At 72.7% G+C, this 23057-nt stretch carries 14 protein-coding genes and 1 riboswitch; of the genes, 7 read left to right on the forward strand and 7 right to left on the reverse strand.

Going from position 1 to position 23057, the window contains the following annotated elements:
* Nucleotides 1-560: 560 nt before the first annotated feature.
* Complete coding sequence (locus ACZ56E_RS26155) at nt 561-1109, reverse strand: MarR family winged helix-turn-helix transcriptional regulator (protein WP_471217806.1); 549 nt, start codon at nt 1107-1109, stop codon at nt 561-563.
* A 122-nt stretch (nt 1110-1231) separates the two neighbouring features.
* On the opposite strand from ACZ56E_RS26155, the gene ACZ56E_RS26160 reads away from it, so the two are divergent.
* Nucleotides 1232-2518, forward strand: a complete 1287-nt coding sequence (locus ACZ56E_RS26160; protein WP_471217808.1) for an MFS transporter — start codon at nt 1232-1234, stop codon at nt 2516-2518.
* Nucleotides 2519-2524: 6 nt separating this feature from the next.
* Here the strand turns inward: ACZ56E_RS26160 and ACZ56E_RS26165 are convergent, their stop codons facing one another.
* Both ACZ56E_RS26165 and ACZ56E_RS26170 read right to left on the reverse strand, forming a co-directional pair.
* Complete coding sequence (locus tag ACZ56E_RS26165) at nt 2525-4228, reverse strand: ATP-binding SpoIIE family protein phosphatase (RefSeq protein ID WP_471217810.1); 1704 nt, start codon at nt 4226-4228, stop codon at nt 2525-2527.
* Nucleotides 4229-4393: 165 nt separating this feature from the next.
* Nucleotides 4394-5788 (reverse strand): NAD(P)/FAD-dependent oxidoreductase, encoded by a 1395-nt coding sequence (locus ACZ56E_RS26170; protein ID WP_471217812.1) that lies wholly within the window; start codon nt 5786-5788, stop codon nt 4394-4396.
* Nucleotides 5789-6161: 373 nt separating this feature from the next.
* Here ACZ56E_RS26170 and ACZ56E_RS26175 point away from each other — a divergent pair, with 373 nt between their 5' ends.
* Nucleotides 6162-6932: a TetR/AcrR family transcriptional regulator gene (locus ACZ56E_RS26175; RefSeq protein WP_468606915.1), complete on the forward strand. Its 771-nt coding sequence runs from the start codon at nt 6162-6164 to the stop codon at nt 6930-6932.
* 203 nt (nt 6933-7135) lie between these two features.
* Complete coding sequence (locus ACZ56E_RS26180) at nt 7136-9007, forward strand: sigma-70 family RNA polymerase sigma factor (protein ID WP_471217814.1); 1872 nt, start codon at nt 7136-7138, stop codon at nt 9005-9007.
* Nucleotides 9008-9035: 28 nt separating this feature from the next.
* Here ACZ56E_RS26180 and ACZ56E_RS26185 read toward each other — a convergent pair whose 3' ends face one another.
* Both ACZ56E_RS26185 and ACZ56E_RS26190 read right to left on the reverse strand, forming a co-directional pair.
* Complete coding sequence (locus ACZ56E_RS26185; RefSeq protein WP_471218380.1) at nt 9036-12371, reverse strand: AfsR/SARP family transcriptional regulator; 3336 nt, start codon at nt 12369-12371, stop codon at nt 9036-9038.
* Nucleotides 12372-12488: 117 nt separating this feature from the next.
* Nucleotides 12489-14573, reverse strand: coding sequence for an asparagine synthase-related protein (locus ACZ56E_RS26190; RefSeq protein WP_471217816.1), 2085 nt, complete (start codon nt 14571-14573; stop codon nt 12489-12491).
* Nucleotides 14574-15420: 847 nt separating this feature from the next.
* Here ACZ56E_RS26190 and ACZ56E_RS26195 point away from each other — a divergent pair.
* The 4 genes from ACZ56E_RS26195 (at nt 15421) to ACZ56E_RS26210 (ending at nt 20634) form a co-directional block, all read left to right on the forward strand.
* Nucleotides 15421-16866 carry an MFS transporter gene (locus ACZ56E_RS26195; RefSeq protein WP_468606921.1) on the forward strand — a complete coding sequence of 482 codons (1446 nt, stop codon included), beginning with the start codon at nt 15421-15423 and terminating at the stop codon, nt 16864-16866.
* A 143-nt stretch (nt 16867-17009) separates the two neighbouring features.
* A complete protein-coding gene (lhgO, locus tag ACZ56E_RS26200; RefSeq protein ID WP_471217819.1) occupies nt 17010-18224 on the forward strand; it encodes an L-2-hydroxyglutarate oxidase in 1215 nt (404 codons plus the stop codon).
* Between the two features lie 102 nt (nt 18225-18326).
* On the forward strand, nt 18327-19205 hold the full coding sequence (gene trmB, locus ACZ56E_RS26205; RefSeq protein WP_471217821.1) for a tRNA (guanosine(46)-N7)-methyltransferase TrmB: 879 nt from the start codon (nt 18327-18329) through the stop codon (nt 19203-19205).
* 43 nt (nt 19206-19248) lie between these two features.
* A complete protein-coding gene (locus ACZ56E_RS26210) occupies nt 19249-20634 on the forward strand; it encodes a PrsW family intramembrane metalloprotease (RefSeq protein ID WP_471217823.1) in 1386 nt (461 codons plus the stop codon).
* A 38-nt stretch (nt 20635-20672) separates the two neighbouring features.
* Here the strand turns inward: ACZ56E_RS26210 and ACZ56E_RS26215 are convergent, their stop codons facing one another.
* Entirely contained in the window at nt 20673-21617 is a 945-nt protein-coding gene (locus ACZ56E_RS26215) for an aldo/keto reductase (RefSeq protein ID WP_471217825.1), read from the reverse strand.
* A 130-nt stretch (nt 21618-21747) separates the two neighbouring features.
* Nucleotides 21748-22833, reverse strand: coding sequence for a M23 family metallopeptidase (locus ACZ56E_RS26220; protein ID WP_471217827.1), 1086 nt, complete (start codon nt 22831-22833; stop codon nt 21748-21750).
* An 11-nt stretch (nt 22834-22844) separates the two neighbouring features.
* Nucleotides 22845-22992, reverse strand: a riboswitch (cyclic di-AMP (ydaO/yuaA leader).
* Nucleotides 22993-23057: the final 65 nt, after the last annotated feature.

A 23057-nucleotide genomic window follows, 5' to 3' on the forward strand; every position in this document is an offset into this window, starting at 1 on the left:
TCCCAGCTGATGCTGGAGACGGGGTTATCAACATATCTGGCGTTGACTTTTGGCACGCTGTTGAGTTCTCAAGGAACGGACGCTTCCTTTGTACTCACCCTCTCGGGCTTTCCTCCGGGCGCTTCCCTTCGGTGTTTCTTTTTGTTCTTCGTTCTTGCGTTTCCGACTCTATCAGACTCTTTCGTGTCCGATTTCCTCGGTGCCTTTCCGGTTCCCGCTCCGGCCTTTCGGCTTTCGCGTTTCCCTTTCCGGCGGTTCCGACTCTATCAGATCCTTTCGGGCCTGACTCCCAGTCAGCGGGAGGTGTCTTCGCGGCTGTTGGGCCGTTCCGACGTCTCAAACTCTAGCGGGTTTTCCCGGCGACTCATAATCGAGCCTTGGAATTGAATTCGGGCACGCCGAATTGCATCCGTTGGGAGGTCGTGCTGAGTTTGGTTTGCCGCTCGATCAGCGGCGGGATGTGCTGTCGCAGAACCGTTACGGCTCCGTGGCAACCCGAAGAACCTTACGGATCCAGCAGGTGACTGTCAACCCCACCCTGTGCCCCGCCGGAGGACGGTTCAGTCCAGGTCGGTGAGGCGTCCGCCGGCGTCCGGCTGGGCGTGCTCCACGCGACGTAGAAGACGGGTGAGCACCTCGCCCAGCGCGCCGCGCTCGTCCTGGGACAGGTCCTGGAGGAGGTCCTCCTCGAAGACCGTGGCCAGGCGCATCGCCTCCAGCCACTTCTCGCGGCCCTCCGCGGTCAGCTCGACGATCACGCGGACCCGGTTGGTCTCGTCGCGGTCCCGGGTGACCAGGCCCTCCGCCACCATGCGGTCGATCCGGTGGGTCATGGCCGCGGGAGTGAGGCCGAGCCGCTTGGCCAGCTCGCCCGGACCCATTTGGTACGGGGCCCCGGAGAGGACGAGGGCCTTGAGGACCTCCCACTCGGCGTTGCTGATCCCGAGGGTCGCCGTCTGGCGGCCGTAGGCCACGTTCATCCGGCGGTTCAGGCGGCCGAGGGCCGAGACGATCTGCTCGACCTGCGGGTCGAGGTCCTGGAACTCGCGCTGATACGCGGCGATCTGCTCTTCAAGTGTCGGCTCAGTCGGGCCGGGGGTGTCACCCATGGGCCGAGTATGGCACGGGCCCGCTTGGCATTGAAGTCCTTCAGTGTGTACTGTTTAGATCCTAACTTTAGCTTCGAAGTCTTCACTTCTAACTCCTAAGGCAGGTGAAAGTGACCAGGGCGATGGGCGCAGCGATGCGTCGTATCCAGGCAGGCAGCGCGCTGAGCGCGTTCGGCATCGGTTTCACGGTCCCGTTCCTCTACGTCTATGTGGCGCAGGTCCGGGATCTGGGATCCAGTGCGGCGGGCATCGTGCTCGCCGCCTTCGCCATGGCCGCGCTGATCGTCCTGCCCATCACCGGCCGCGTCATCGACCGTCGCGGCCCTCTCCCCGTGCTGGTGGGCGCGGCGGTCGTCGCCTCCGTGGGCGCGGTCGCGCTCGGCATCGCGGACAGTGAGACGACGGCGATCCTGTCCGCGGCTCTGCTCGGCGCGGGCACGGCCGTGATGCAGCCCGCGCTGGCGACGATGATCGTGTGGTCCTCGACGCCCGCCACCCGGACGCGGTCCTTCGCGATGCAGTTCTTCCTGCAGAACCTGGGCCTCGGCATCGGTGGTCTCATCGGCGGCCAGATCGTCGACGAGAGCCGGCCGGGCAGCTTCACGCTGCTGTTCTCCATCGAGTCCGTGATGTTCCTGGTGCTCGCGGCCATCGCGCTGACCGTGCGGCTGCCGCACGCGCCGTCCATCCAGGACGCGATGCCCAGGGACGCCTCGGCCCCGCGGGGCGGCATGCGCGCGCTCCTGAAGCACAAGGCCATGGTGCAGCTGTGTGTGCTCGGCTTCGTGATCTTCTTCGCCTGCTACGGGCAGTTCGAGTCGGGTCTCTCCGCGTACGGCGTGGAGGCCGCGGGGATCTCCCCGTCGACGCTCGGCATCGCGCTGGCCGCCAACACGGCGGTGATCGTGATCGCGCAGTTCGCCGTCCTGAAGTTCGTCGAGCGGCGCAAGCGGTCCCGGGTGATCGCGGCCGTGGGTCTGATCTGGGCCTTCGCGTGGCTCCTCGCCGGTTACGCCGGGCTCGGGCACGGCAGCCAGGCGATGGCGACCGCCGCGTTCGTGTCGACGTACGCCCTCTTCGGGCTCGGTGAGGCGATGCTGTCGCCGACCGTCGCTCCGCTGGTCGCGGATCTCGCGCCGGGCGGCATGGTCGGTCAGTACAACTCGGCTTTCGCCCTGGTGAAGCAGCTCGCTCTCGCGGTGGGCCCGGCCGTGGGCGGGCCGATGGGCGCCGCGCTGCACGTCCCGTACATCGTGACGTTCGTGCTGTTCTCGCTGGGTATCACGGTGCTCGCGGTGCGTCTCGGGCGTGGGCTCACCCCCGTGCAGAACCAGCCTTCGCTGGCCAAGAGCCCGGTGGTGGCGCAGGGCGGCCCTACTACGGCCGCGCCCGCCACGGCCGACGCGTAACGCGCGCTACTTGGGGAGCGCGAACTCGCACCAGACGGCCTTGCCGCCGCCCGGTGTGCGGCGGCAGCCCCAGTTCGACGCGATCGTGGCGACGATGGCGATGCCGCGTCCCGCCTCGTCGGCAGGCTCGGCGCGGCGGCGGCGCGGCAGGTGGTCGTCGCCGTCGGTGACCTCGATGATCAGCCGGCGGTCGGTGCGGCGCAGGCGGAGGCGCATCGGCGGGGTGCCGTGCTGGAGGGAGTTGGCGACCAGTTCGCTGGCGGCGAGGACGCCCAGGTCGTGCAGTTCCGGGGAGAAGCGCCAGCTGGCGAGGACGCCGGTGGCGAAGGCACGCGCGCGTGGAGCCGCTTCCACGCCGCCGAGGAGCTCCAGTGCGGCGTTCCTGAAGAGCTCGGCGTCCGAGCCGGCGCGGGCGGGGTGCTGGAGGACCAGGACGGCGACGTCGTCGTCGTGGTCGGCGGTCACTCCGAGGGCGCGGATCAGGCGGTCGCAGACCACTTGGGGTGTGCCGGTGGCGCCGGCCAGGGCGCGCTCCAGGGAGGCCACGCCTTCGTCGATGTCCTCGCTGCGGCGCTCGACGAGGCCGTCCGTGTAGAGGACGGCGGTGGAGCCGGGGCCGAGCGGCACGGATCCCGAGGTGTGCAGCCAGCCGCCGGTGCCGAGCGGGGGTCCGGTGGGCTCCTCCGCGCGGTGGATGGTGCCGTTCTCGTCGCGGACGAGGATGGGGAGGTGGCCCGCCGATGCGTAGACGAGGCTTCCTTCGTTCGGGTCGTGCACTGCGTAGACACACGTGGCGATCTGGCTGGCGTCGATCTCCGACGCGAGGCCGTCGAGGAGCTGCAGGACCTCGTGCGGGGGCAGGTCGAGGCGGGCGTACGCGCGCACGGCGGTGCGGAGCTGGCCCATGACGGCCGCCGCGCGGACACCGCGGCCCATCACGTCGCCGATGACGAGGGCGGTGCGGCCGCCGCCGAGGGTGATCACGTCGTACCAGTCGCCGCCTACGGCGGCTTCGGTGCCGCCCGGCTGGTACGTGGCGGCGATGCGGAGGTCGTCGGGCTGCTCCAGCTCCTGGGGCAGGAGGGACTTCTGGAGGGTGACGGCCGTCTCGCGCTGGGCCCGCTCGCTGGTGCGCAGCCGCTCGGCCGCCTCGGCGTGGTCGGTGACGTCGGCGGCGAACACGAGGACGCCGCCGCCCTCTTCGGGGCCCGCGGCGGAGCCGCCGAGCGGCAGCGTCACGGGGACGGGGGTGCACGTGAAGGTGTACGAGCGGCCGGAGGAGGCCTTGCGGGACTTGACGGTGCGCGGCTTCGCGCTGCGCAGGACCTGGTCCAGGAGGGGCAGCAGTCCCAGCTCCTCCAGCTCGGGCAGTGCCACGCGCGCGGTCTCGCCGACGGGCCGGGGGCCGAAGGCGGCCACGTACGCGTCGTTGACGTACGCGATGCGGTGGTCGGTGCCGTGCACCAGGGCGACGAGGGCGGGGATGCGGTCGAGCACCTCGCGGATCGGCAGCTCGTCGATGCCGCCGGGTCCTGGGCCTGCCGCGGTGCCGTCCGGGGACGGCGGCTCCGCTCCGTCGGTGGGCCGCTCGGCGCGGGCCGCGGGGACGGAGCCGTCCCCGCGCGGTGCCGGGGCGATCGCTTGTTCGGTCCGCGCTGCTGCGCGGCGCTGCGTTCCGGGGAGCCGGGCGCTCCAGCGCGTGAAGTTCACTGCGGTAGGCCTCGTGGTGTCGCTTCTGGATCGGGAACACAGCATGTCGCGATCGGACGTCCCTGGTGTCGGCCTGACGGCCTGCCCATGGTCACACGAACAGTCTGACCGAACGGACTGACAACCGTCAGACGCCGGTCCCGTGCGGGGAGTTCCTGACTCCGGTCAGGAGGACTCCTTCGGGCGTTCGCCACCGGCCGCCAGTTCGAACTCCGCACGGGGGTGTTCGAGCGACCCCAGGGAGACGATCTCGCGTTTGAACAGGCCGGACAGGGTCCATTCGGCGAGCACTCGGGACTTGCGGTTGATGGTCGGCACCCTGCTCAGGTGGTAGACGCGGTGCATGAACCAGGCAGGGTAGCCCTTCAGCTTGCGTCCGTAGACGTGCGCGACACCTTTGTGCAGTCCCAGGGAGGCGACGGAGCCCACGTATTTGTGGGTGTACTCCTGGAGTGGCCGGTCGCGGAGTGACGCGATGATGTTGTCGCCGAGGACCTTGGCCTGGCGCACGGCGTGCTGTGCGTTGGGCGCGCACTCCGTGCCGGGCTTGTCCGCCGTGACGTCGGGGACCGCGGCGGCGTCTCCCGCGCCCCACGCGTGCGTGGTGCCTTCGACGGTCAGCTGTGGGGTGCAGGTGAGGCGGCCGCGTTCGTTCAGCGGCAGGTCCGACGCGGCGAGTACGGGGTGGGGTTTGACGCCCGCGGTCCAGACGACGGTGCGGGTGGGGTGGCGGGCGCCGTCGCTGAGGACGGCCACGCGGTCCTCGCAGGAGTCAAGGCGCGTGTCGAGGCGTACGTCGATATTGCGCCTTCGCAGTTCGCGGACCGTGTACTTGCCCATTTCCTCGCCGACTTCGGGCAGGATGCGGCCCGTCGCCTCGACGAGGATCCACTTCATGTCCTCGGGCTTGATGTTGTGGTAGTACCGCGAGGCGTAGCGCGCCATGTCCTCCAGCTCGCCGAGCGCCTCGACGCCCGCGTAACCGCCGCCCACGAAGACGAAGGTCAGGGCGGCGTCGCGGATCGCGGGGTCGCGGGTGGAGGAGGCGATGTCCATCTGCTCGATGACGTGGTTGCGCAGGCCGATGGCCTCTTCGACGGTCTTGAAGCCGATGGCGTACTCGGCGAGGCCGGGCACGGGCAGCGTGCGCGCGATGGAGCCGGGGGCCATCACCAGGTGGTCGTACGCGATCTGGACGGGCCCGGCGCCCTCCTCCTCGGTGGCGAGGGTGGTGAACGTCGCGGTGCGCTTGGCGTGGTCGACGGTCTCGACCTCGCCGATGACGATCCGGCACTGGTCGAGGACGCGGCGGAGCGGCACGACGACGTGGCGCGGCGAGATGGAGCCGGCCGCCGCCTCGGGCAGGAACGGCTGGTACGTCATGTACGGGTCGGGGGTGATCACGACGATCTCGACCTCGTCCCGCTTGAGCTCCCGTTTCAGCTTTCGTTGGAGTCTCAGCGCGGTGTACATGCCGACGTAGCCGCCGCCGACGACGAGAATGCGCACACAGTCCGGAGGTACGGGGGTCATCCCCCGGGAGATCGCAGCCTTCACCATCCCATGACGCACCCGGCTCCGGAGTTTGTCCACAGGCCCGGCAATTTGTGTGACCGGAAGCGGTGTGCGGGAAAGGCCCGGCGGCGTGCCGCGGGGCGGCGGAGGTGCCCAGGTCAGCATGGGCGAGGAGGGGGCAGAAGGGGGGTGCGACAAGGCCGGAAAGGGCGCGTACTCCGATCGGGGGGCGCGCTGTGCGGAACCCGCCTCTTCTGAATTGACTCCCGCTCAACTATGTTCGTGGGACGTCGGGGTGTCGGGGGATGCGCTCGTCGGGCCGGATTCACGGCCCGCCGGAAGGGCTCGCTCCTCACACGTCGGTAGCCAATGGCGGGGAGTGTCTCCGGGGGGAGACGTCATTACCGGGGGAACGTGTATGCACATTCAGGAGACTCACTGGACTTCCGCCGCCGTGCCGGCATCAGCAGTCGGCCCGAGCGGGAACGGACGTGACATGGGGGAAGGAGCGCGCACGACACCGCTGCGTGTCGACGCACAGCGCAATCTCGAACATGTGCTCAGGGCGGCACGCGAAGTCTTCGGCGAGCTGGGGTACGGCGCGCCGATGGAGGACGTGGCGCGCCGCGCGCGGGTCGGTGTCGGCACTGTCTACCGACGCTTCCCGAGCAAGGACGTGCTGGTCAGGCGGATAGCCGAGGAGGAGACCTCCCGGCTGACGGACCAGGCGCGTGCGGCGCTCGGGCAGGAGGACGAACCGTGGTCGGCGCTCTCGCGCTTCCTGCGGACGTCCGTGGCGTCGGGTGCGGGGCGGCTACTGCCGCCGCAGGTGCTGCGGGTGAGCGTCGAGGACGGCGCCCCCAAGGAGGACGAGGCGCGGGTGCCGCAGCAGCGGCAGCCGGCCCCGGACTCCCCCGACCTGCGTCTGATCGAACAGCGCCAGGCGCCCGTGGAGGAGACGGCCTCCCTGGGCGACGACGCGGGCGCGGCGACTCTGCTCGACGTCGTCGGCCGGCTCGTGGACCGGGCCCGCGCCGCGGGTGAGCTGCGCGCGGACGTGACGGTGTCCGACGTCCTGCTGGTGATAGCGACGGCGGCGCCCTCGCTGCCCGACGCGGCGCAGCAGGCGGCGGCCTCTTCGCGGCTCCTCGACATCCTGCTCGAAGGGCTGCGGTCCCGGCCCGCGTAACCGGTCGGGTCATCCGGCGGAAGGCTCAACGTCGCGTCAGGCAGCGATCGTTGAGCCTTCCCCGAACGAGTGAAAGTTAGTGCTCCATTGCGGTAAATCGCCCCGGACGGGTGGTTGAACGTCCGCACCGTCGGCCTCGGCACGCCCGTGTGTCACTCTTTCCCGGTAATCGGGTCTGAGTGTGCAACCGGGGGCGTTCCGCGATGAGTGTTGACGGTCCGGACGAGTCGTCCGCCGGGTTCGGCGAGGGGGCTCCCTCGGGCGGCGGCACGGAGACCGGTGGATCGCGCGTGCCACCACAGCGCGAGGGCGGCGAGGCGGCCCCGGTGTCCGATGCCGACCTGATCGCCCGGATGCGCTCCGGCGACGACTCCGCGTACGAGGAGCTGTACCGCCGCCACGCCGAAGCCGTGCGCCGCTATGCGCGCACCTGCTGCCGGGACGCCCACACCTCCGACGACCTCACCGCCGAGGTGTTCGCCCGCATGCTGCAGGCGGTGCGCGGCGGCAGCGGACCCGAGCACGCCGTGCGTGCCTATCTGCTCACGACCGTGCGGCGGGTCGCCGCCGGGTGGACGAAGTCGGCGAAGCGGGAGCAGCTGGTCGACGACTTCGCGGTGTTCGCCGCGCAGGCGGCGCGCGGCGCCGAGGTCTCCGACGACACCGCGTCCATCGGCTCCTTCGGAGCGGGCCTGGAACTCGGCGCGGACGTCCGCGCGATGCACGAGGCCGAGCAGTCGATGGCCATGCAGGCCTTCCGGAGCCTGCCGGAGCGCTGGCAGGCCGTGCTGTGGCACACCGAGGTCGAGGAGGAGTCGCCGAGCGAGGTCGCCACGCTCTTCGGCCTCGACGCGAACGGCACGCGCGTGCTGGCGAGCCGCGCCCGCGAGGGCCTGAAGCAGGCCTATCTGCAGGCGCACGTCAGCGCCACGCTGACCGAGAGCGAGGAGTGCGCGCGCTACGCCGACCGGCTCGGTGCCTACGCCCGCGGCGGCCTGCGCACCCGTGCCGAGCGGGGGCTGCGCAAGCATCTGGAGGAGTGCGCCAAGTGCCGGCTCGCCGCGGGCCAGATCAAGGATGTCGCCAGCGGCATCCCGGCGGTCGTGCCCATCGCCGTCATCGGCTGGTTCGGTGCCGCCGGGTACGCGAAGGTGGCCGCGCTCGTCGGCGGCGGCACCGCGGGAGCGGGCGCCGCGGGGGCCGGTGCGGCGGCGGCGAGCGGGTCGGCCGGTGGTTCGGCGGCGGGCGGTGCCGCCGCCTCCGAAGGTCTCGGCGCCCCGGCGAAGGCGGGTATCGCGGCGAGCGTCGTCGTGGCGGCCGGTGTCGCGGCGGCGATCGCGCTCACCGGAGGCAGCGGCAAGCCCAAGGAGGACCGGCCGCCGAAGGCCAAGGAGCCCGCGGTGTCCGAGTCGATCGTGCCGCAGAAGCCGCCGTCGCCGAAGCCGAAGCCGCCCCCGCCGCCCGTGCCGGCCGCGAAACCCAGCCCGACGCCCACTCCGACGCCCACGCCCACGCCGAAGCCGGAGCCGCCCGCGAAGGAGAAGCCCAGGCCGAAGCCGCCCCCGCCCGCCCCGAAGCCCACCCCCACACCGCCCAGGCCGACCCCGAAGCCGCCTCCGCCACCGCCACCGCCACCGGCCCCGAAGGTCTACCAGTGGAACGAGCTGCGGTACGGCCTCACCGGCGACGGCACCGAGCCCGAGATGCGGCTCGCCGAGAGCAGCTGGGTGTGGCAGCGCTGGGGCCTCTCGGTCGGCGACAAGCGGTACTCCCACGGCGTGACCGTGCACGGCAGGTCGTCCGTCACCATCGACCTGAACCGCAGCTGTTCGACGTACGACGCGGTCGTCGGGATCGACGACATGACGATGGGGCTCGGCAAGGTGCGCTTCTCCGTGTACGGGGACGGGGCGCGGTTGTGGCAGTCCCCGCTGGTCAGGGGCGGTGACCCGGCGGTGCCCGTGCATGTGAACCTGACGGGCCGCAAGACGGTCCGGCTCGTCGTCGAACCGCACACGCCGTTCGACACGACGGCCCTCGCGGACTGGGCGCAGTCGCGGATGTCCTGCACGTAGAGGTCCAGGGCCCGTTCGGCCGCAGGCCTTAGGGCCTGTCCTGCGGCGGCGGGGGCGGGGGTGGGGACGGAGGCACCGCCTCGGTCACCTCGGCGATGGCCTCGTCGACCGTCAGGGCGCTGCCCGCGGCGCGCTCCCGCTCGTACCCCTCCGGGCCGAGCGCGGCCAGCGCCTCGCGCTCCACGCGGTCGGCCTCCATGGCTTCCGGCATGGGGCGCGGGTTGCCGTTGCGCAGGGATGTGGCGACGGCGAGCAGCCGGGCCGCGCGCGGATGGTCGCCGAGGTCGCACAGGAGCACGGCGGTGCTGTCCACCAGGGACGCCACGATCACTTCGGAGCACCGGGTCGTCCACGCCGTGCGCACCGCTTCGACGGCGAGTGGCAGGCCCGCGGCCGGCCCCGACTCGGCCGCGACGATGCGGGCCTCCATACCGTCCAGGCCCGCTTCGAACTGCGGGGGCGGCGAGTTGCCGTACGAGGACTCGCCGCGTGCCTCCTGGAACAGCCTGCGGGCCTCGGCGACGTCCCCGTCCTCCAGGACCATGAGCGCGCGCAGCAGGCGTACGAAGGCACGGGAGTCCGTCACCCCGTACCGGTCGGCCTCCCGGCTCGCCTCGTCGAGCAGCTTCGACGCGACGCTCCGGTCGCCCTCGCGGTAGGAGATCTCGGCGAGCCGGGCGAGCAGGAACGGCGCCTCGGCATAGGCACCCACCTCATAGGCGAGGCGCAGCGCTTCGTCGTACTCCCCGCGGGCCTCCTCGTGGTGGCTGCGGGCCATGGCGGCCTCGCCCGCGGCGCCGCACACCTGGGCCCGCATCCAACGGTCACCCACGCGGCGGCTCAGCTCCCGCAGCTCCGCCAGGTCCTCGTCGACGCCCGAGAGGTTGCCCGGCATGTCGACGGCCATGTGGGTGCGGAACATGAGGATGACGCCGAGGTCCCAGTCCCCGCCGTACCTGCGGCAGTTCTCGATCGTCCGGTTCAGCGGGGCGAGCGCGTCCTCATGGGTGCCGCCGGTGAGGAAGACGGTGAAGGGCCAGAGCAGCCCGGGGAAGCGGGCGGCCTCCGGCACCGGCCTCTCGAAGGCGGCACGCAGCGCCGCGACGCGCTCCGGGTCGGTCCGCTCGCCCTGGTGGGACAGGGAGTCCACGGGGCTGGACTCCGCGATCAGGCACAGGTGCAGCAGGTGGAGGTTCATCCACGGCCAGTAGAGCGGGTCGTCCTCCGCCGGGAGGCCGGGCGGGGCGAGGTCCAGGACGCGGGCCAACCAGTCGGCGCCCTCCCTGCGGTAGTTCCGCAGCCACCAGAACCAGCCCGTGTGCAGCACCATCGCGATCGCCGACGCCACATCGCCGGACTCGACGGTGCGCTGGAGGGCCGCCCGGATGTTGTCCAGCTCGGTCTCCATGCGGGTGATCCACGGCAGTTGCTCCGCGGAGCGGAGCAGGGGCTCGGCGCGGGCGACGAGGTCCGCGAAGTACGCCGAGTGGCGGGCCTCGGCCGCGGCGAGGAGCTCGGGGGTCTCGGCGGCGCGCTCCGTCGCGTACTCGTGGATGGTCTCGAGGAGGCGGTAGCGCATGCCGCCGTCCGCGGAGCCGGCGTCCGGGACGGCCACGATCAGGGACTTGTCGACCAGGGCGCCGATCAGATCGGTGGCGGGTGCGGTGCAGACGGCCTCCGCCGCGGGGAGGTCCCAGCTGCCCGCGAAGACGGACGCCTCGCGCAGCACGGTCCGCTCGGCGTCGTCGAGGAGGTCCCAGGACCAGTCGACGACGGCCCGCAGCGTCTGCTGGCGGGGCAGGACCGTGCGGGCGCCGCTGGTGAGGAGGCGGAAGCGGTCGTCGAGGCGGTCGGCGATCTGACGCGGGGTGAGCAGCCGCAGGCGGGCGGCGGCCAGCTCGATGGCGAGCGGCAGACCGTCGAGCCTGCGGCAGATCTCGGCGACGGCCGCCGCGTCCTCCTCGGGGTCGAAGCCCGGCCGCACCGCCACGGCCCGCTCGCTGAAGAGCCGGTGGGCCGGGTCCGGCGGGAGCGGCTCCACGGGGCGCACCGACTCGCCCGGCACGCCCAGGGGTTCACGGCTGGTGGCGAGGATGGTGAGGCCCGGGCAGTGGGTGAGGAGGGCCTCGGCGAGCTCGGCGGCGGCACCGATGACGTGTTCGCAGTTGTCAAGGAGCAGGAGCAGGCTGCGCGGCGCGCAGTACTCGACGAGCAGGGCGATCGGGTCGTCCTGCGGGGCGGACAGCTCGCTGGTCATGAGCACGGTCTCGCGCAGACCGAGCGCGCTGACGACAGCGCCGGGCACCGCCTCCGGGTGGTCGAGCGGGGCGAGCTCGGCCAGCCATGCCTGCGGATGCCCGGCGGCGGCTTCCTCGGCGAGGCGGGTCTTGCCGGAGCCGCCCGGTCCGGTGAGGGTGACGAGGCGGGCTCTGTGCAGGTCTGAACGGATGGCCGCGAGTTCGGGTTCCCGGCCGACGAAAGACGTCAAGCGGGTGCGGATGTTCCCGTTCTGCTCGGTTCTGCCGGGGCGTCGGTGTGCCTGCGACGACGAGGGTGACGGCGACAGTGACGGCGACGGATCGGGTTCGGCCGGTCTCTGTCCCTCTAGCGCCGGTCGCTCCAGTCGGTCCGGTCGTTCCGATCGCTCCGGTCCCGCCAGCAACTCCGCGTGCAGCGCCCGCAGTTCCGGGCCCGGGTCGGTGCCGAGACCGTCGGCGAGGGACCGGCGCGCTTCCTCGTAGGCGGCGAGCGCGTCCGCCCCGCGCCCGGCGTCGCGCAGGGCGCGGATCAGCAGGGCGCGCAGTGTCTCGTCGTACGGCTGTGCGGTGGTCAGCTCCCGCAGCTCCGGTACGACGTCGGGGGCGCGGCCGAGGAGCAGGTCCGCCTCGATCCGCGCGCGGACGGCCTCGGCGCGCAGGGCCTCGGGGCGGGCCGCGGCGGTCCGGTCGGTCAGGTCGGCGAGGGCGGGGCCGCGCCACAGGGCGAGGGCGTCGCGCAGGGTGCGGGCGGCGCGGGCCGGGTCGTCGTGGTCCAGGGCCGCCCTGCCCTCGCGCGTGAGCTCCTCGAAGCGGTGCAGGTCGACGTCGGCGGGGGCGACGGCGAGGCGGTAGCCGCCGGGGGCCGATGCGACGGCGTCCTTGCCGAGTGCGCGGCGCAGCCGGCCGACGAGGGCTTGCAGGGCGGCGGGGGCGTCGGCCGGCGGGTCGTCGGCCCAGACCTCGTCGATGAGGGTGGCGACGGTGGCCGTGCGGTTCGCGTGGAGCGCGAGGGCGGCGAGGAGGGCGCGCAGCCGCTGGCCCCCCACGGGCAGGGGGGCGCCTTGGTCGTCGTACGCCTCGGTGGCGCCCAGGATTCGGTACCGCACCACGTCATTCTCCCCGTACAGGTGTCTGGGGGCGCGTGCTTTCTTTCCGGGCGCATGTCAGGGGGGTCCGTACCGCTGTCGCGGGGCGCCGTACCGCTGTCGCGGGGCGCCGTACCGCTACCGCCCCGCTCCTAGTGCGCCCCTCTCCGGAACCACACTCCCCGTAGGAACGGCTCGTTGCCGTGCTGGAGTGCCCGTCCAGCACGTTCCTCTTCGCGACAGCAGTCGGCGCAGCCACAGCTCGGTGGAGACCAGGTCGGCCAGGCCGTCCAGCGGGAGCGGCTCTCCTTCGGCGGCCGCGCGCAGGGCCTTGCGGATGACGCGGGCCTCGACCAGGCCCGCCTGGGCGAGGAGCGGCGTGTCGAAGAGGGCGATGAGGCCGTCCACCGCCCCGCGGAGCCCCGTGCGGGCGGCGACCGCGTTCGAGGTGTGGGACGGGGCGCCCCAGCCGGCCGGCAGGTCGGCGACCCCGGCGCCTTCGAGGACGGTGCGCAGGATGGCGGCCCGCGCGCCGGGCTGGACGCGGAGGGCCTCGGGGAGCGCGCGGCAGGCGCGGACGACCTGGTTGTCGAGGAAGGGGGCGTGCAGGCGCTGGAAGCGCACCTCGGCCGCCTGTTCCAGGACGCGCAGGTCCGCGGCGTGCCGGGCGAGGGCCGCCCGCGCGCGGAACTCGCCGGGGCGCTGGCCGGGGCCGCCGGGACGCATGGTGGTGTCCTGCAGACGAACCGATACTTCAGCGAGGGCCTCTCCGGTGAGCCAGCGCGCGGCGGGGCCCGGTCTGGCCCACGCGAGGGCGGCGAGCGACGCCCCCACCGCTCCGCCCGGTTCGTCGAAGCGGCGGTGCAGCAGCCGGTCGGCGAGCGATTCGACGCCCGCCCGGTGCGGCATGCGGGCGAGCTTGCGGGCGGCGCCGTACACGCGCGCGGGGACGAGCACCGAGCCGTCGGCCTTCGCCAGCGCCGCGACGGGACGCACCATGTGGCGCCGTCTGCGGTCCATGAGGAGGTCGGCGAGGCGGGCGGGGTGGGCGTCGAGGACCTGCCGGGCGCCGTGGCCCGTGAAGTGGTCGGCGCTGCCCGAGGAGAGCCGCGCGCGGTGGCGCTGGGCGGTCACCAGGGTGGAGCTCGGCTCGTCCGTCAGCGGCCCGTCGAGGTCGGCGTAGGGCAGGGCTTCCTCGCCCGCTGCGACGACCACGTGGTGCAGGCGGGGGTTGGCGGCGATGGCGCCGGCCCGCTCCAGCTCGGCCTCGCGGCCGTCGACAGCCAGGTCGTTGAAGGTGACGGCGAGGAGACGCTCGCCCGCGCCCGTGCCGTGCCCGAGGACCGTGCCCGGCATCCCGGGCAGACCGGCCGCAAGGAGAGCGAGGGTTCCCGAAGCGGGTCCTCCGGAGAGGTCGGCTCCGATGCCGGGCACCGGCATGCCCCGCGCCGCACGCCGCTCCGCGGGCCCCATGCCGGGCACCGGTCCCGGGTCGACGTCCATGCCCGGCACGTGGCGCGGGGCGGTGAGGCGGGCGCGTACCGCCTCGATGAGGGCATCGCGGACGCCGTCCACGGCGCTGTCGGCGTCGGCCGTGGGCGCCGCGACGGCCAGCGAGGCCACCGGCTCGTACCCGGCGATCTCCCGTGCGCCCGCGCGCAGGATCAGCGCGTGCCCCGGTGGTACGCGTCGCACGCCCTGGTACGGGGTGGAGTCGTGCAGTGCCTCGGGGACGTCGGGGGCGGCGAGCAGCGCGGCGAGGTGGCCGATGTCCAGGTGGGCCTCGATGAGGTCGGCCAGCGGCAGGGCGGCCGTCGCGTAGGCCGTGCCGCCCGCCCAGGGGGTGAAGAAGACGGGGCGGGCGCCCGCGAGGTCGCCGGCGATCATGACGCGGCGGCCGACCTGGACGACCGCCGTGTAACTGCCGGACCAGGCGGTCAGATGGCGCAGGGCGCCGCCGCGGGCGGCGAAGAGGCCGACCCGCAGCTCCTCGTCGGAGGCTCCGCAGACGCCGAGGACCGCGATGCGGGTCTGCGCGTCGGCCGTCACTGTCCGTACTTCGTCGGCCCGCCAGTCGCCGACCGCCCAGAGCGGATCCGGGTCGCCCCACAGGAGTTGGGAGCCCACGGGGTGCACGGCCTCGCCGTCGTCACCGGTGGCTCCGGCCGAGCCCACCACCGAGGGTCTCGCGGTGGTACTGCTCCACCCCACCAACCACCGCATCGCTGCCTCCACAGGCTGTGGACGGATCTGGGGGTCCCATGCTGCCACGAAGGAGGCGTGCGGGAAGGGCTGCGGGGCCGCTGGAGCGGCGGTGAATGCACCCTGGGCGAGCGGTGGTTGAAGCGTAGAACGAAGGTGCTCTCCTTGGAGACGCCTCAGAGACGCCTCAGAGATGCCTTGGCTGCGCCTTGGGTGTGCCTTGAGCGTGCCTTGCGAGCGTCCAGTGCGCAGGGCGTACGCGGTCCTCACGAGTGTGGGCGCACTCCACGCTCGTGGGCGAAATACCCGCTCCTGTACAGAGATGCTTTTCGGCCAAATCGGCCTGTGATGGGCCCACGGCGGAACCGTTCGAGGGCAACACACAGCCCGGGAGGCGGTGTTCGCCTCCCGGACCGGTCCGCCGCCCGCGGGGATGGAGGCGGCGGTGTCCCCCAGCCCACTGACTCCAGCGCAGCGGGCCGACCCACGCATCGCCAATGGAAGCGCTCCCCCCATGGCCGGAGAAGAGCGCACACACGGGCGCACGGCCACACGGCAGGAGCACGCGTCGCCGTCGGCGCACTTCCGCACGGACAACAATCTCGCCATCCGGAACTGCGCCTCTTAACGCTTGGGATGCGGCGAACTACGCTGTGTGTGCTGATGTTTTCGCGGAGGCATATACCTGGAGGATCGGCCAAACGCTCTTGCGGCCGCCATTCCGGCCACCGTGCGCGGAGCCCGGGGCAGGACGCCCGGAATCGCGGCGCGCACGACGGTTCGGGCAGGGCTGCCCCCGGGGGAACGCAGCACGAATGCCGAGCGGTCCAGCACTGCCCGGCAGCCGTCTGTGTCCGAGGGGTGGCGCATGTCCAGGGAGCAACGCGGGCCGAACGAAAAGCTCGGCACCGTTCTCGCCCTCGCGGGAATCAGCAATGCGGGACTCGCCCGCCGGGTCAACGACCTCGGCGCACAACGCGGGTTGACGCTCCGTTACGACAAGACATCGGTGGCCCGCTGGGTGTCCAAGGGCATGGTGCCGCAGGGCGCCGCCCCGCACCTGATCGCGGCGGCCATCGGACAGAAGCTCGGCCGCCCGGTGCCGCTGCACGAGATCGGCCTGGCGGACGCCGACCCCGCGCCGGAGGTGGGCCTCGCCTTCCCCCGTGACGTGGGCGCGGCGGTGAAGTCCGCGACCGAGCTGTACCGCCTCGATCTGGCGGGCCGGCGCGCGGGCGGCGGGATCTGGCAGTCCCTCGCCGGCTCCTTCGCCGTCAGCGCGTACGCGACACCCGCGTCGCGCTGGCTCATAACCCCGGCCGACAGCTCCGTCGCACGCGACGTCTCGCGCGAGACGCCCCGCGACGCCGTGCACGCCGACGACAGCGGCGCGCCGATGAAGGTCGGCCACAGCGACGTACTGAAACTGCGGGAGGCCGCCGAGGACGCCCGCCGCTGGGACTCCAAGTACGGGGGCGGCGACTGGCGTTCCTCGATGGTTCCGGAGTGCCTGCGTGTCGAGGCGGCACCCCTGCTGCTCGGCTCGTACTCAGACGAGGTCGGACGCGCCCTCTTCGGAGCGTCGGCCGAGCTGACCCGCCTCGCCGGGTGGATGGCCTTCGACACCGGCCAGCAGGAGGCCGCCCAGCGCTACTACATCCAGGCGCTGCGGCTCGCGCGCGCGGCGGCCGACGTCCCCCTCGGGGGGTACGTCCTGGCGTCCATGTCCCTCCAGGCGACGTACCGCGGCTTCGGGGACGAGGGGGTCGACCTCGCGCAGGCCGCCCTGGAGCGGAACAGGGGCCTGGCCACCGCCCGCACCATGAGCTTCTTCCGCCTCGTCGAGGCGCGGGCACACGCGCGTGCCAACGACGCGCAGGCCGCGGGGGCGGCGCTGCGGGCCGCCGAGGGCTGGCTGGAGCGGGCCAGGGACGGCGACCACGACCCCACCTGGCTCGGCTTCTACGGATACGACCGCTTCGCCGCCGACGCCGCCGAGTGCTACCGCGACCTGAAGGCGCCCCGGCAGGTGCGGCGCTTCACGGAACAGGCGCTGTCCCGCCCCACGGAGGAGTTCGTCCGCTCGCACGGCTTACGCCTCGTGGTGTCGGCGGTCGCCGAGCTGGAGTCCGGGAACCTCGACGCGGCGTGCGAGCAGGGGACGCGGGCGCTCGAGGTCGCCGGACGGATCTCTTCCGCGAGGACCACGGAGTACGTGAAGGACCTGCTGCACCGCCTGGAGCCGTACGGGGACGAGCCGCGGGTGGTCGAGCTCCGTGAGCGGGCCAGGCCCCTGCTGGTGGCCCCGGCGTAGGCCCGGTCCCGCCTCACTCCCCGGTGAACCGCCGGCTGAGGCCGGGTTAACCGGCGCGGAGCGGTGGGGGAGGAACCGGCGCCCGAGGTTTGGCGGCGTTGTCAGTGGCGCAGGGCACTATCTGTGGTGGGAGGTGAGGCGCGGTGAAGAAGGTCGCGTACGACTGCGACGTGCTGGTGATCGGCGGCGGCATCGTCGGGCTCGCGACGGCGTATGCCCTCACGCGCGGCGCTCCCGGCACCTCGGTCACGGTTCTCGAGAAGGAGCCGGGCCCCGCCCGCCACCAGACGGGCCGCAACAGCGGCGTGATCCACAGCGGGATCTACTACCGCCCTGGCTCGCTCAAGGCGAGGTATGCGGTCCGGGGCGCCGCCGAGATGGTCAAGTTCTGCGCGGAGTACGGCATCGCGCACGAGGTCACCGGCAAGCTGATCGTCGCCACGGAGCGCGCGGAGCTGCCCCGGCTGCACGCCCTGGTCCAGCGCGGCAGGGAGAACGGCATCCCGGTGCGCGAGCTGGGCCCCGCCCAGATAGTCGAGTACGAGCCGGAGGTCCGCGGCCTCGCCGCCATCCACGTCGGCACCACGGGGATATGCGACTACAGCGCGGTGGCACAGCACCTGGCCGACGCCTCCGGCGCCGAGATCCGGTACGGCGCGGCCGGTGAGGCCGTCCGCATCGACCGCCGCTCCGACCGCGGCGTCGCGGTCCGCACCGCCGACGGCTCCGTGGTCCGCGGCAAGGTCCTGGTCAACTGCGGAGGGCTGCACTGCGACGAGATCGCGCGGCTCACCGGCGACGACCCGGCCATGCGGATTGTTCCGTTCCGGGGGGAGTACTTCGAGCTGGCCCGCCCCGAGCTGGTGCGCGGCCTCGTCTATCCCGTGCCCGACCCGGCCTTCCCCTTCCTCGGCGTCCACCTCACCCGAGGCATCGACGGCGGCGTCCACGTGGGGCCGAACGCGGTCCCCGCGCTCGCCCGCGAGGGGTACGACTGGTCGGTCGTCCGCCCCCGTGAGCTCGCCGGGACCCTCGGCTGGCCCGGCTCCTGGCACCTGGCCCGCCGCCACTGGCGTTACGGGGCGGGTGAGCTGCGCCGCTCCGCATCCAAGTCCGCCTTCACCGACGCGGTGCGCAGGCTGCTGCCCGCGGTCCGCCCCGCCGACCTGGTCCCGGCCCCCGCGGGCGTCCGCGCCCAGGCGGTCCTGCGGGACGGCACGCTGGTCGACGACTTCCTGATCCGCGAGGGCGCCCGCACGGTCCACGTCCTGAACGCACCCTCGCCGGCCGCGACGGCCTCCCTCCCCGTAGGCAGAGAGGTCGCCCGCCGGGCGCTCAACGCGCTGCGGGGCGAGTGAGGCACCCGGGGGCCCGGCACACCTGATCGCCGCTCCCCGCCCCTCCCCGCCCCCTCCCAAGGCACACCCCCACCCCCACCCGCCCCGTAAAATTGCCGCACTGTGTCTGACTCTTCCCGTACCCCTGATGCCTCCGGCGGTTCCGGCAGTTCCGATGTCTCCCGGGCCGGTGGCCGGGCGCAGGCTGCGCCGCGGTTTCCCGGTGGGCCCTCGCCCGATCCCGCGGGGTCGCACCACGAGCGGCGGATCCGTAGTTTTCAGCCCCGCCGCAGCCGGGTGACCGCCAGCCAGGAGGACGCGCTGCGTCGGCTCTGGCCCATGTGGGGGCTGGACATCGACGGGCTGCGCACCCTGGACCTCGCCGAGCTCTTCGGGGACGGTGAGACACCGTCCGCCAAGCCCGTCGTCCTGGAGATCGGCTTCGGCATGGGCGAGGCCACCGCCCAGATGGCCGCCGCCGACCCGGACACCGGCATCCTCGCCGTCGACGTGCACACGCCAGGACAGGGCAACCTCCTCGCCCTCGCCGAGCGCAACGGCCTGACCAACGTCCGCGTGGCCAACGGCGACGCGATCATCCTGCTCCGCGAGATGCTGGCGCCCGCCTCGCTCGACGGCCTCCGCGTCTACTTCCCCGACCCCTGGCCCAAGGCCCGCCACCACAAGCGCCGCCTGATCCAGCCGGAGTTCCTGACGCTGGCCGCGCCCTCCCTCAAGCCCGGCGCGCTGCTGCACTGCGCGACGGACTGGGAGCCGTACGCCGAGCAGATGCTGGAGGTGCTCACCGCGCACCCCGACTTCGAGAACACCCAGCCCGACGGCGGCTACGCGCCCCGCCCCGACTTCCGCCCCCGCACCCGCTTCGAGGGCCAGGGCCTGGACAAGGGGCACGTCGTCCACGACCTGCTCTTCCGCCGAGTCACACCGGCCCAGAGCCGAATCACCCCGCCCCAGGGCCAAGTCACGCCGCCCCAGGACTGAGGCACCGTCGCGGTCGCCCGCCGCCCTCGTTAGGGTCGACGACGTGGCCACCAGTCCTCCGTATCCGATACCCCCCGAGGCGCCCGCCCCGGGGGCGCTGCGCCACGTCCGGTGGTGGCAGCGGCGCGCGATACGCGGGGCCGCGCTCGTCACCCTGCTCGCCCTCTCCGGCCTGGTGATCCTGGCCCTGGTCAGGGAGCAGACCGGCACCGAGGGCTTCCTGGTCGGGCTCGGCCTCGCGACCGTGCCCGTGCCGCTGCTCGTCGCCGCGTTCCGCTGGCTGGACCGGGTGGCCCCGGGCCCCTGGCGGAACCTCCTCTTCTCCTTCTCCTGGGGCGCCTGCGCGGCCGCACTCATAGCGATCGTCGCGAACAGCTTCGCGATCCGCTGGATAGCCACCGCCACCGCCGACCCCAGCAGCGCCGACACCCTCGGCGCCACCGTCATCGCCCCGATCGTCGAGGAGAGCGCCAAGGCGGCGGCCGTACTGCTCGTCTTCCTCTTCCGCAGACGCGACTTCACCGGCATCGTCGACGGCATCGTCATAGCCGGGGTGACCGCGACCGGGTTCGCGTTCACCGAGAACATCCTCTATCTGGGTAACGCCTTCGTCACCGACCAGCTGAGCCGCGAGAGCGGCCTCGCGTCGGTGACGGCCGCGACCTTCTTCGTACGCGTCGTCATGTCCCCGTTCGCCCACCCGCTGTTCACGGTCCTGACCGGCATCGGCTTCGGCATCGCCGCGCTCTCGGCCCGGCACCGCAACCTGCGCCGCGTGCTGCTCCCGCTCACCGGGCTGCTGCTCGCGATGGGCATGCACGCGCTGTGGAACGGCTCGGCGGTCTTCGGGGAGTACGGCTTCTTCGCCGTGTACGCCCTCTTCATGCTCCCGGCGTTCGGCCTGCTGACCTGGCTGGCGATCTGGACCCGGCAGCGCGAACTGCGCATGATCCGCGCCGAGCTGCCCGTGTACACGGCGGCGGGCTGGCTCACCCCGCCCGAGCCGTACGCGCTCGGCTCGATGCGCGCCCGCTCACTGGCCCGCGACTACGCCTCGCACACCTGGGGAAAGGCCGCGGCCCGCACGGTCACGGAGTACCAGATGTACGCGACGTCGCTCGCGTTCCTGCGCCACCGGGGCCGTCTCGGGCGGGCCGGTGCCGACTTCGTCGTACGCGAGCGGGAGCTTCTGGAAAAGCTCTGGGAGCGCCGCGAACCGTCCCGCCCCGCGCTGGCGTACGCGGCCGGGGCGACGGCGCCGGCCCGCCCCCCGATGCCGTACACGCCCTACACGTCCCACGCACCCCAAGCGCCCTACACGCCCCACGCACCGCACCAGCCGTACGGCCAAGCCCCACCCCCGTACGGGCAGCCGCAGCCCTACCCGGCGTACGGCTACCCGACGTACAACCCCTACCGCGACAGCTGACCGCCGGGCGTCAGACGTCAGGCGTCAGGCGTCAGGCGTCAGGCGGACGCCGCGGTCAGCGCCGCGACCTCCGCCTCCGTCAGCTCCAGGTCGCCGACCGCGAGCAGGGCGGGCAGCTGCTCCACCGTGCGCGCGGAGGCGATCGGCGCCGCCACGGTGGGCTGTGCCGCGAGCCACGCGAGCGCCACGGTCGCGACCTGGGCGCCCCGCGCCCCGGCGATCTCGTCGAGCGCGGCGAGGACACGGTCGCCCCGCTCGCTCCCCGCGTACTCCTCGGCCCGGCCGCTCCGCGCGCTCTCCACCTGGACGCCCTTGCGGTACTTGCCGGTGAGGAAGCCGGACGCGAGCGCGTAGTAGGGGACGGCCGCGAGGCCGGAGCGGGAGGCGACCTCCTGGAGCGGGCCCTCGTAGGTGTCGCGGGAGACGAGGTTGTAGTGCGGCTGCAACGCGACGTACCGCGCGAGGCCCTCGCGGTCGGAGAGGTCGAGGGACTCCTGGAGCCGCTCGGGGGTGATGTTGGAGGCCCCGATCGCCCGCACCTTGCCGGCCCGCACCAGCTCGTCGAGCGCGCCGATGATCTCCTCGACGGGGACCGACGGGTCGTCGTAATGGGTGTAGTAGAGGTCGATGTAGTCGGTGCCGAGGCGGCGCAGTGAGGCGTCGACGGCGGCCTTGACGGTGGTGGCGGAGAGGCCCTTGTACTCGGGGTGCGCGCCGACCTTCGTGGCGATGACGACGTCGGAGCGGTTGCCGCGCTCGGTCAGCCACTCGCCGATGAGGGTCTCGGACTCGCCGCCCTGGTTGCCCTCGACCCAGGCCGAGTAGACGTCGGCGGTGTCGATGAAGTTGCCGCCGGCCGCGGTGTAGGCGTCGAGGACGGCGAAGGACGCCGTCCGGTCCGCGGTCCAGCCGAAGACGTTGCCGCCGAGGGAGAGCGGGAAGACCTCGAGGTCGGAAGAGCCAAGCGTACGAAGAGAAGTCATATGCCCCTCAACACCGCGGCCGGAAACGGAATTCCGTTCACCGGACCGGCAGCCCTGGCGTCGGGGGGTTGTCGCCAGGACCGCCGGAGTCTTCCAGTAAGGGGGGGTGGGTCCGCGTCCCGGGGTTACGTCAGGGGTTCAGGCCCTTGCTCTGCAGCCAGCCGAGGGGGTCGATCCCGGAGCCGCCGGGCGTGTGGACCTCCAGGTGGAGGTGGGGCCCTGTGACGTTGCCCGTCGCGCCGACGCGGCCGATGACGTCGCCCGTGCTGACCTTCTGGCCGGCGCTGACGTTGAGCGAGGACTGGTGGCAGTACCAGACCTCCGTGCCGTCCTCCAGCTCGAGGACGGTGCGGTAGCCGTACGCGCCCGCCCAGCCGGCTTCCTTGACGGTGCCGGTGTGCACGGCCTTGAGCGGGGTACCGGTGGGAGCAGCGAAGTCCAGACCCGTGTGGTGCCCGGAGGACCACATGGAACCGGCATCACCGAAGTGCGACGTAAGCGTGTACGAGGAGGTGGGGATGGCGTAGCTCTTGGCGAGCTTGGCGCGGCGCTCGGCCTCCGCCTTCGCCTTCCGGGCCTCCTCTTCCTTCTTCTTCTTGGCCGCGGCCTTGGCGTCCGCCGCCTTCTCGGCCGCCTTCTGCTGGTCGGCGGCCTCCTCGGCGGCCTTCTTGACGGCGGCCTCCTCGGCCGCGGTCCGCACGGCGGTGTCCGCCTGCTCCTGCTGGTTCTCGGCCTGCTGCATGATGCGGGCGCGCAGCGCCTCGCCCGCGTCGGCGGTGCCCTGCTCTGCGTCGGCGGTGCTGACACCGGCGGCGGTGAGCGGGGCGGCGGCCGCGGCCGTGGTGGTCTCCGGCGAGCCGTCGGACATCAGGGACCCGACGCCCGGCAGGGACTCGGCGGCGGGCAGCGAGTCCGCGACGGCGCCCACGCCCGGCAGGTCGGGCAGGGATATGGAGACCGGCGGCTTGCCGTCCTGCGCGGTGGCGATGCCGCCGGCGCCGACGGCGGCGATGACGCCCACGCCGAGCACGGTGGAGCTGCGGGCGAGCCCGCCGCCGCTCTTCTTGTGCACGCGGTGCCTGCCGCGGACGGGACGGATGGACTCCTCGGTGGGGTTCCACTCCTCGAACGCTTCGAGGGGGCCCTGGTCGTACGAGCCGAAGTCGTCGTCATTCGGTACGTACACGGCGCGGGGGGCAGGCCGGTTGGACGCCACTGGGGCGCGCTCCTTTCCTTCCTTCTCGCCTACCGGGTTAGCTGACGGGTTCGGAGCAGGAAGGTCTCCTACGAACACCTGGCACGGAGGCACAGCTGCCCGATTCACCCCAAGTTGGTGGTTCCCCGGCTCCCTTGCGGGATTAGGCGCGTGCGCGCGGAGCCGTCTCTAGTGACGGCTGGGACGACCGCGCTGCGTTATCGAACGTTAATAGACAGGGGGTC

It is taken from the genome of Streptomyces sp. NPDC039480, from assembly GCF_055597165.1.

Bases quoted from the DNA above. Each gene is read 5' to 3' on its own strand.
- ACZ56E_RS26155 (WP_471217806.1), bottom strand. From the start codon at position 1,109: ATGGGTGACACCCCCGGCCCGACTGAGCCGACACTTGAAGAGCAGATC.
- ACZ56E_RS26160 (WP_471217808.1), top strand. From the start codon at position 1,232: ATGGGCGCAGCGATGCGTCGTATCCAGGCAGGCAGCGCGCTGAGCGCG.
- ACZ56E_RS26170 (WP_471217812.1), bottom strand. From the start codon at position 5,788: ATGGTGAAGGCTGCGATCTCCCGGGGGATGACCCCCGTACCTCCGGAC.
- ACZ56E_RS26175 (WP_468606915.1), top strand. From the start codon at position 6,162: ATGCACATTCAGGAGACTCACTGGACTTCCGCCGCCGTGCCGGCATCA.
- ACZ56E_RS26180 (WP_471217814.1), top strand. From the start codon at position 7,136: ATGAGTGTTGACGGTCCGGACGAGTCGTCCGCCGGGTTCGGCGAGGGG.
- ACZ56E_RS26190 (WP_471217816.1), bottom strand. From the start codon at position 14,573: ATGCGGTGGTTGGTGGGGTGGAGCAGTACCACCGCGAGACCCTCGGTG.
- ACZ56E_RS26195 (WP_468606921.1), top strand. From the start codon at position 15,421: ATGTCCAGGGAGCAACGCGGGCCGAACGAAAAGCTCGGCACCGTTCTC.
- ACZ56E_RS26215 (WP_471217825.1), bottom strand. From the start codon at position 21,617: ATGACTTCTCTTCGTACGCTTGGCTCTTCCGACCTCGAGGTCTTCCCG.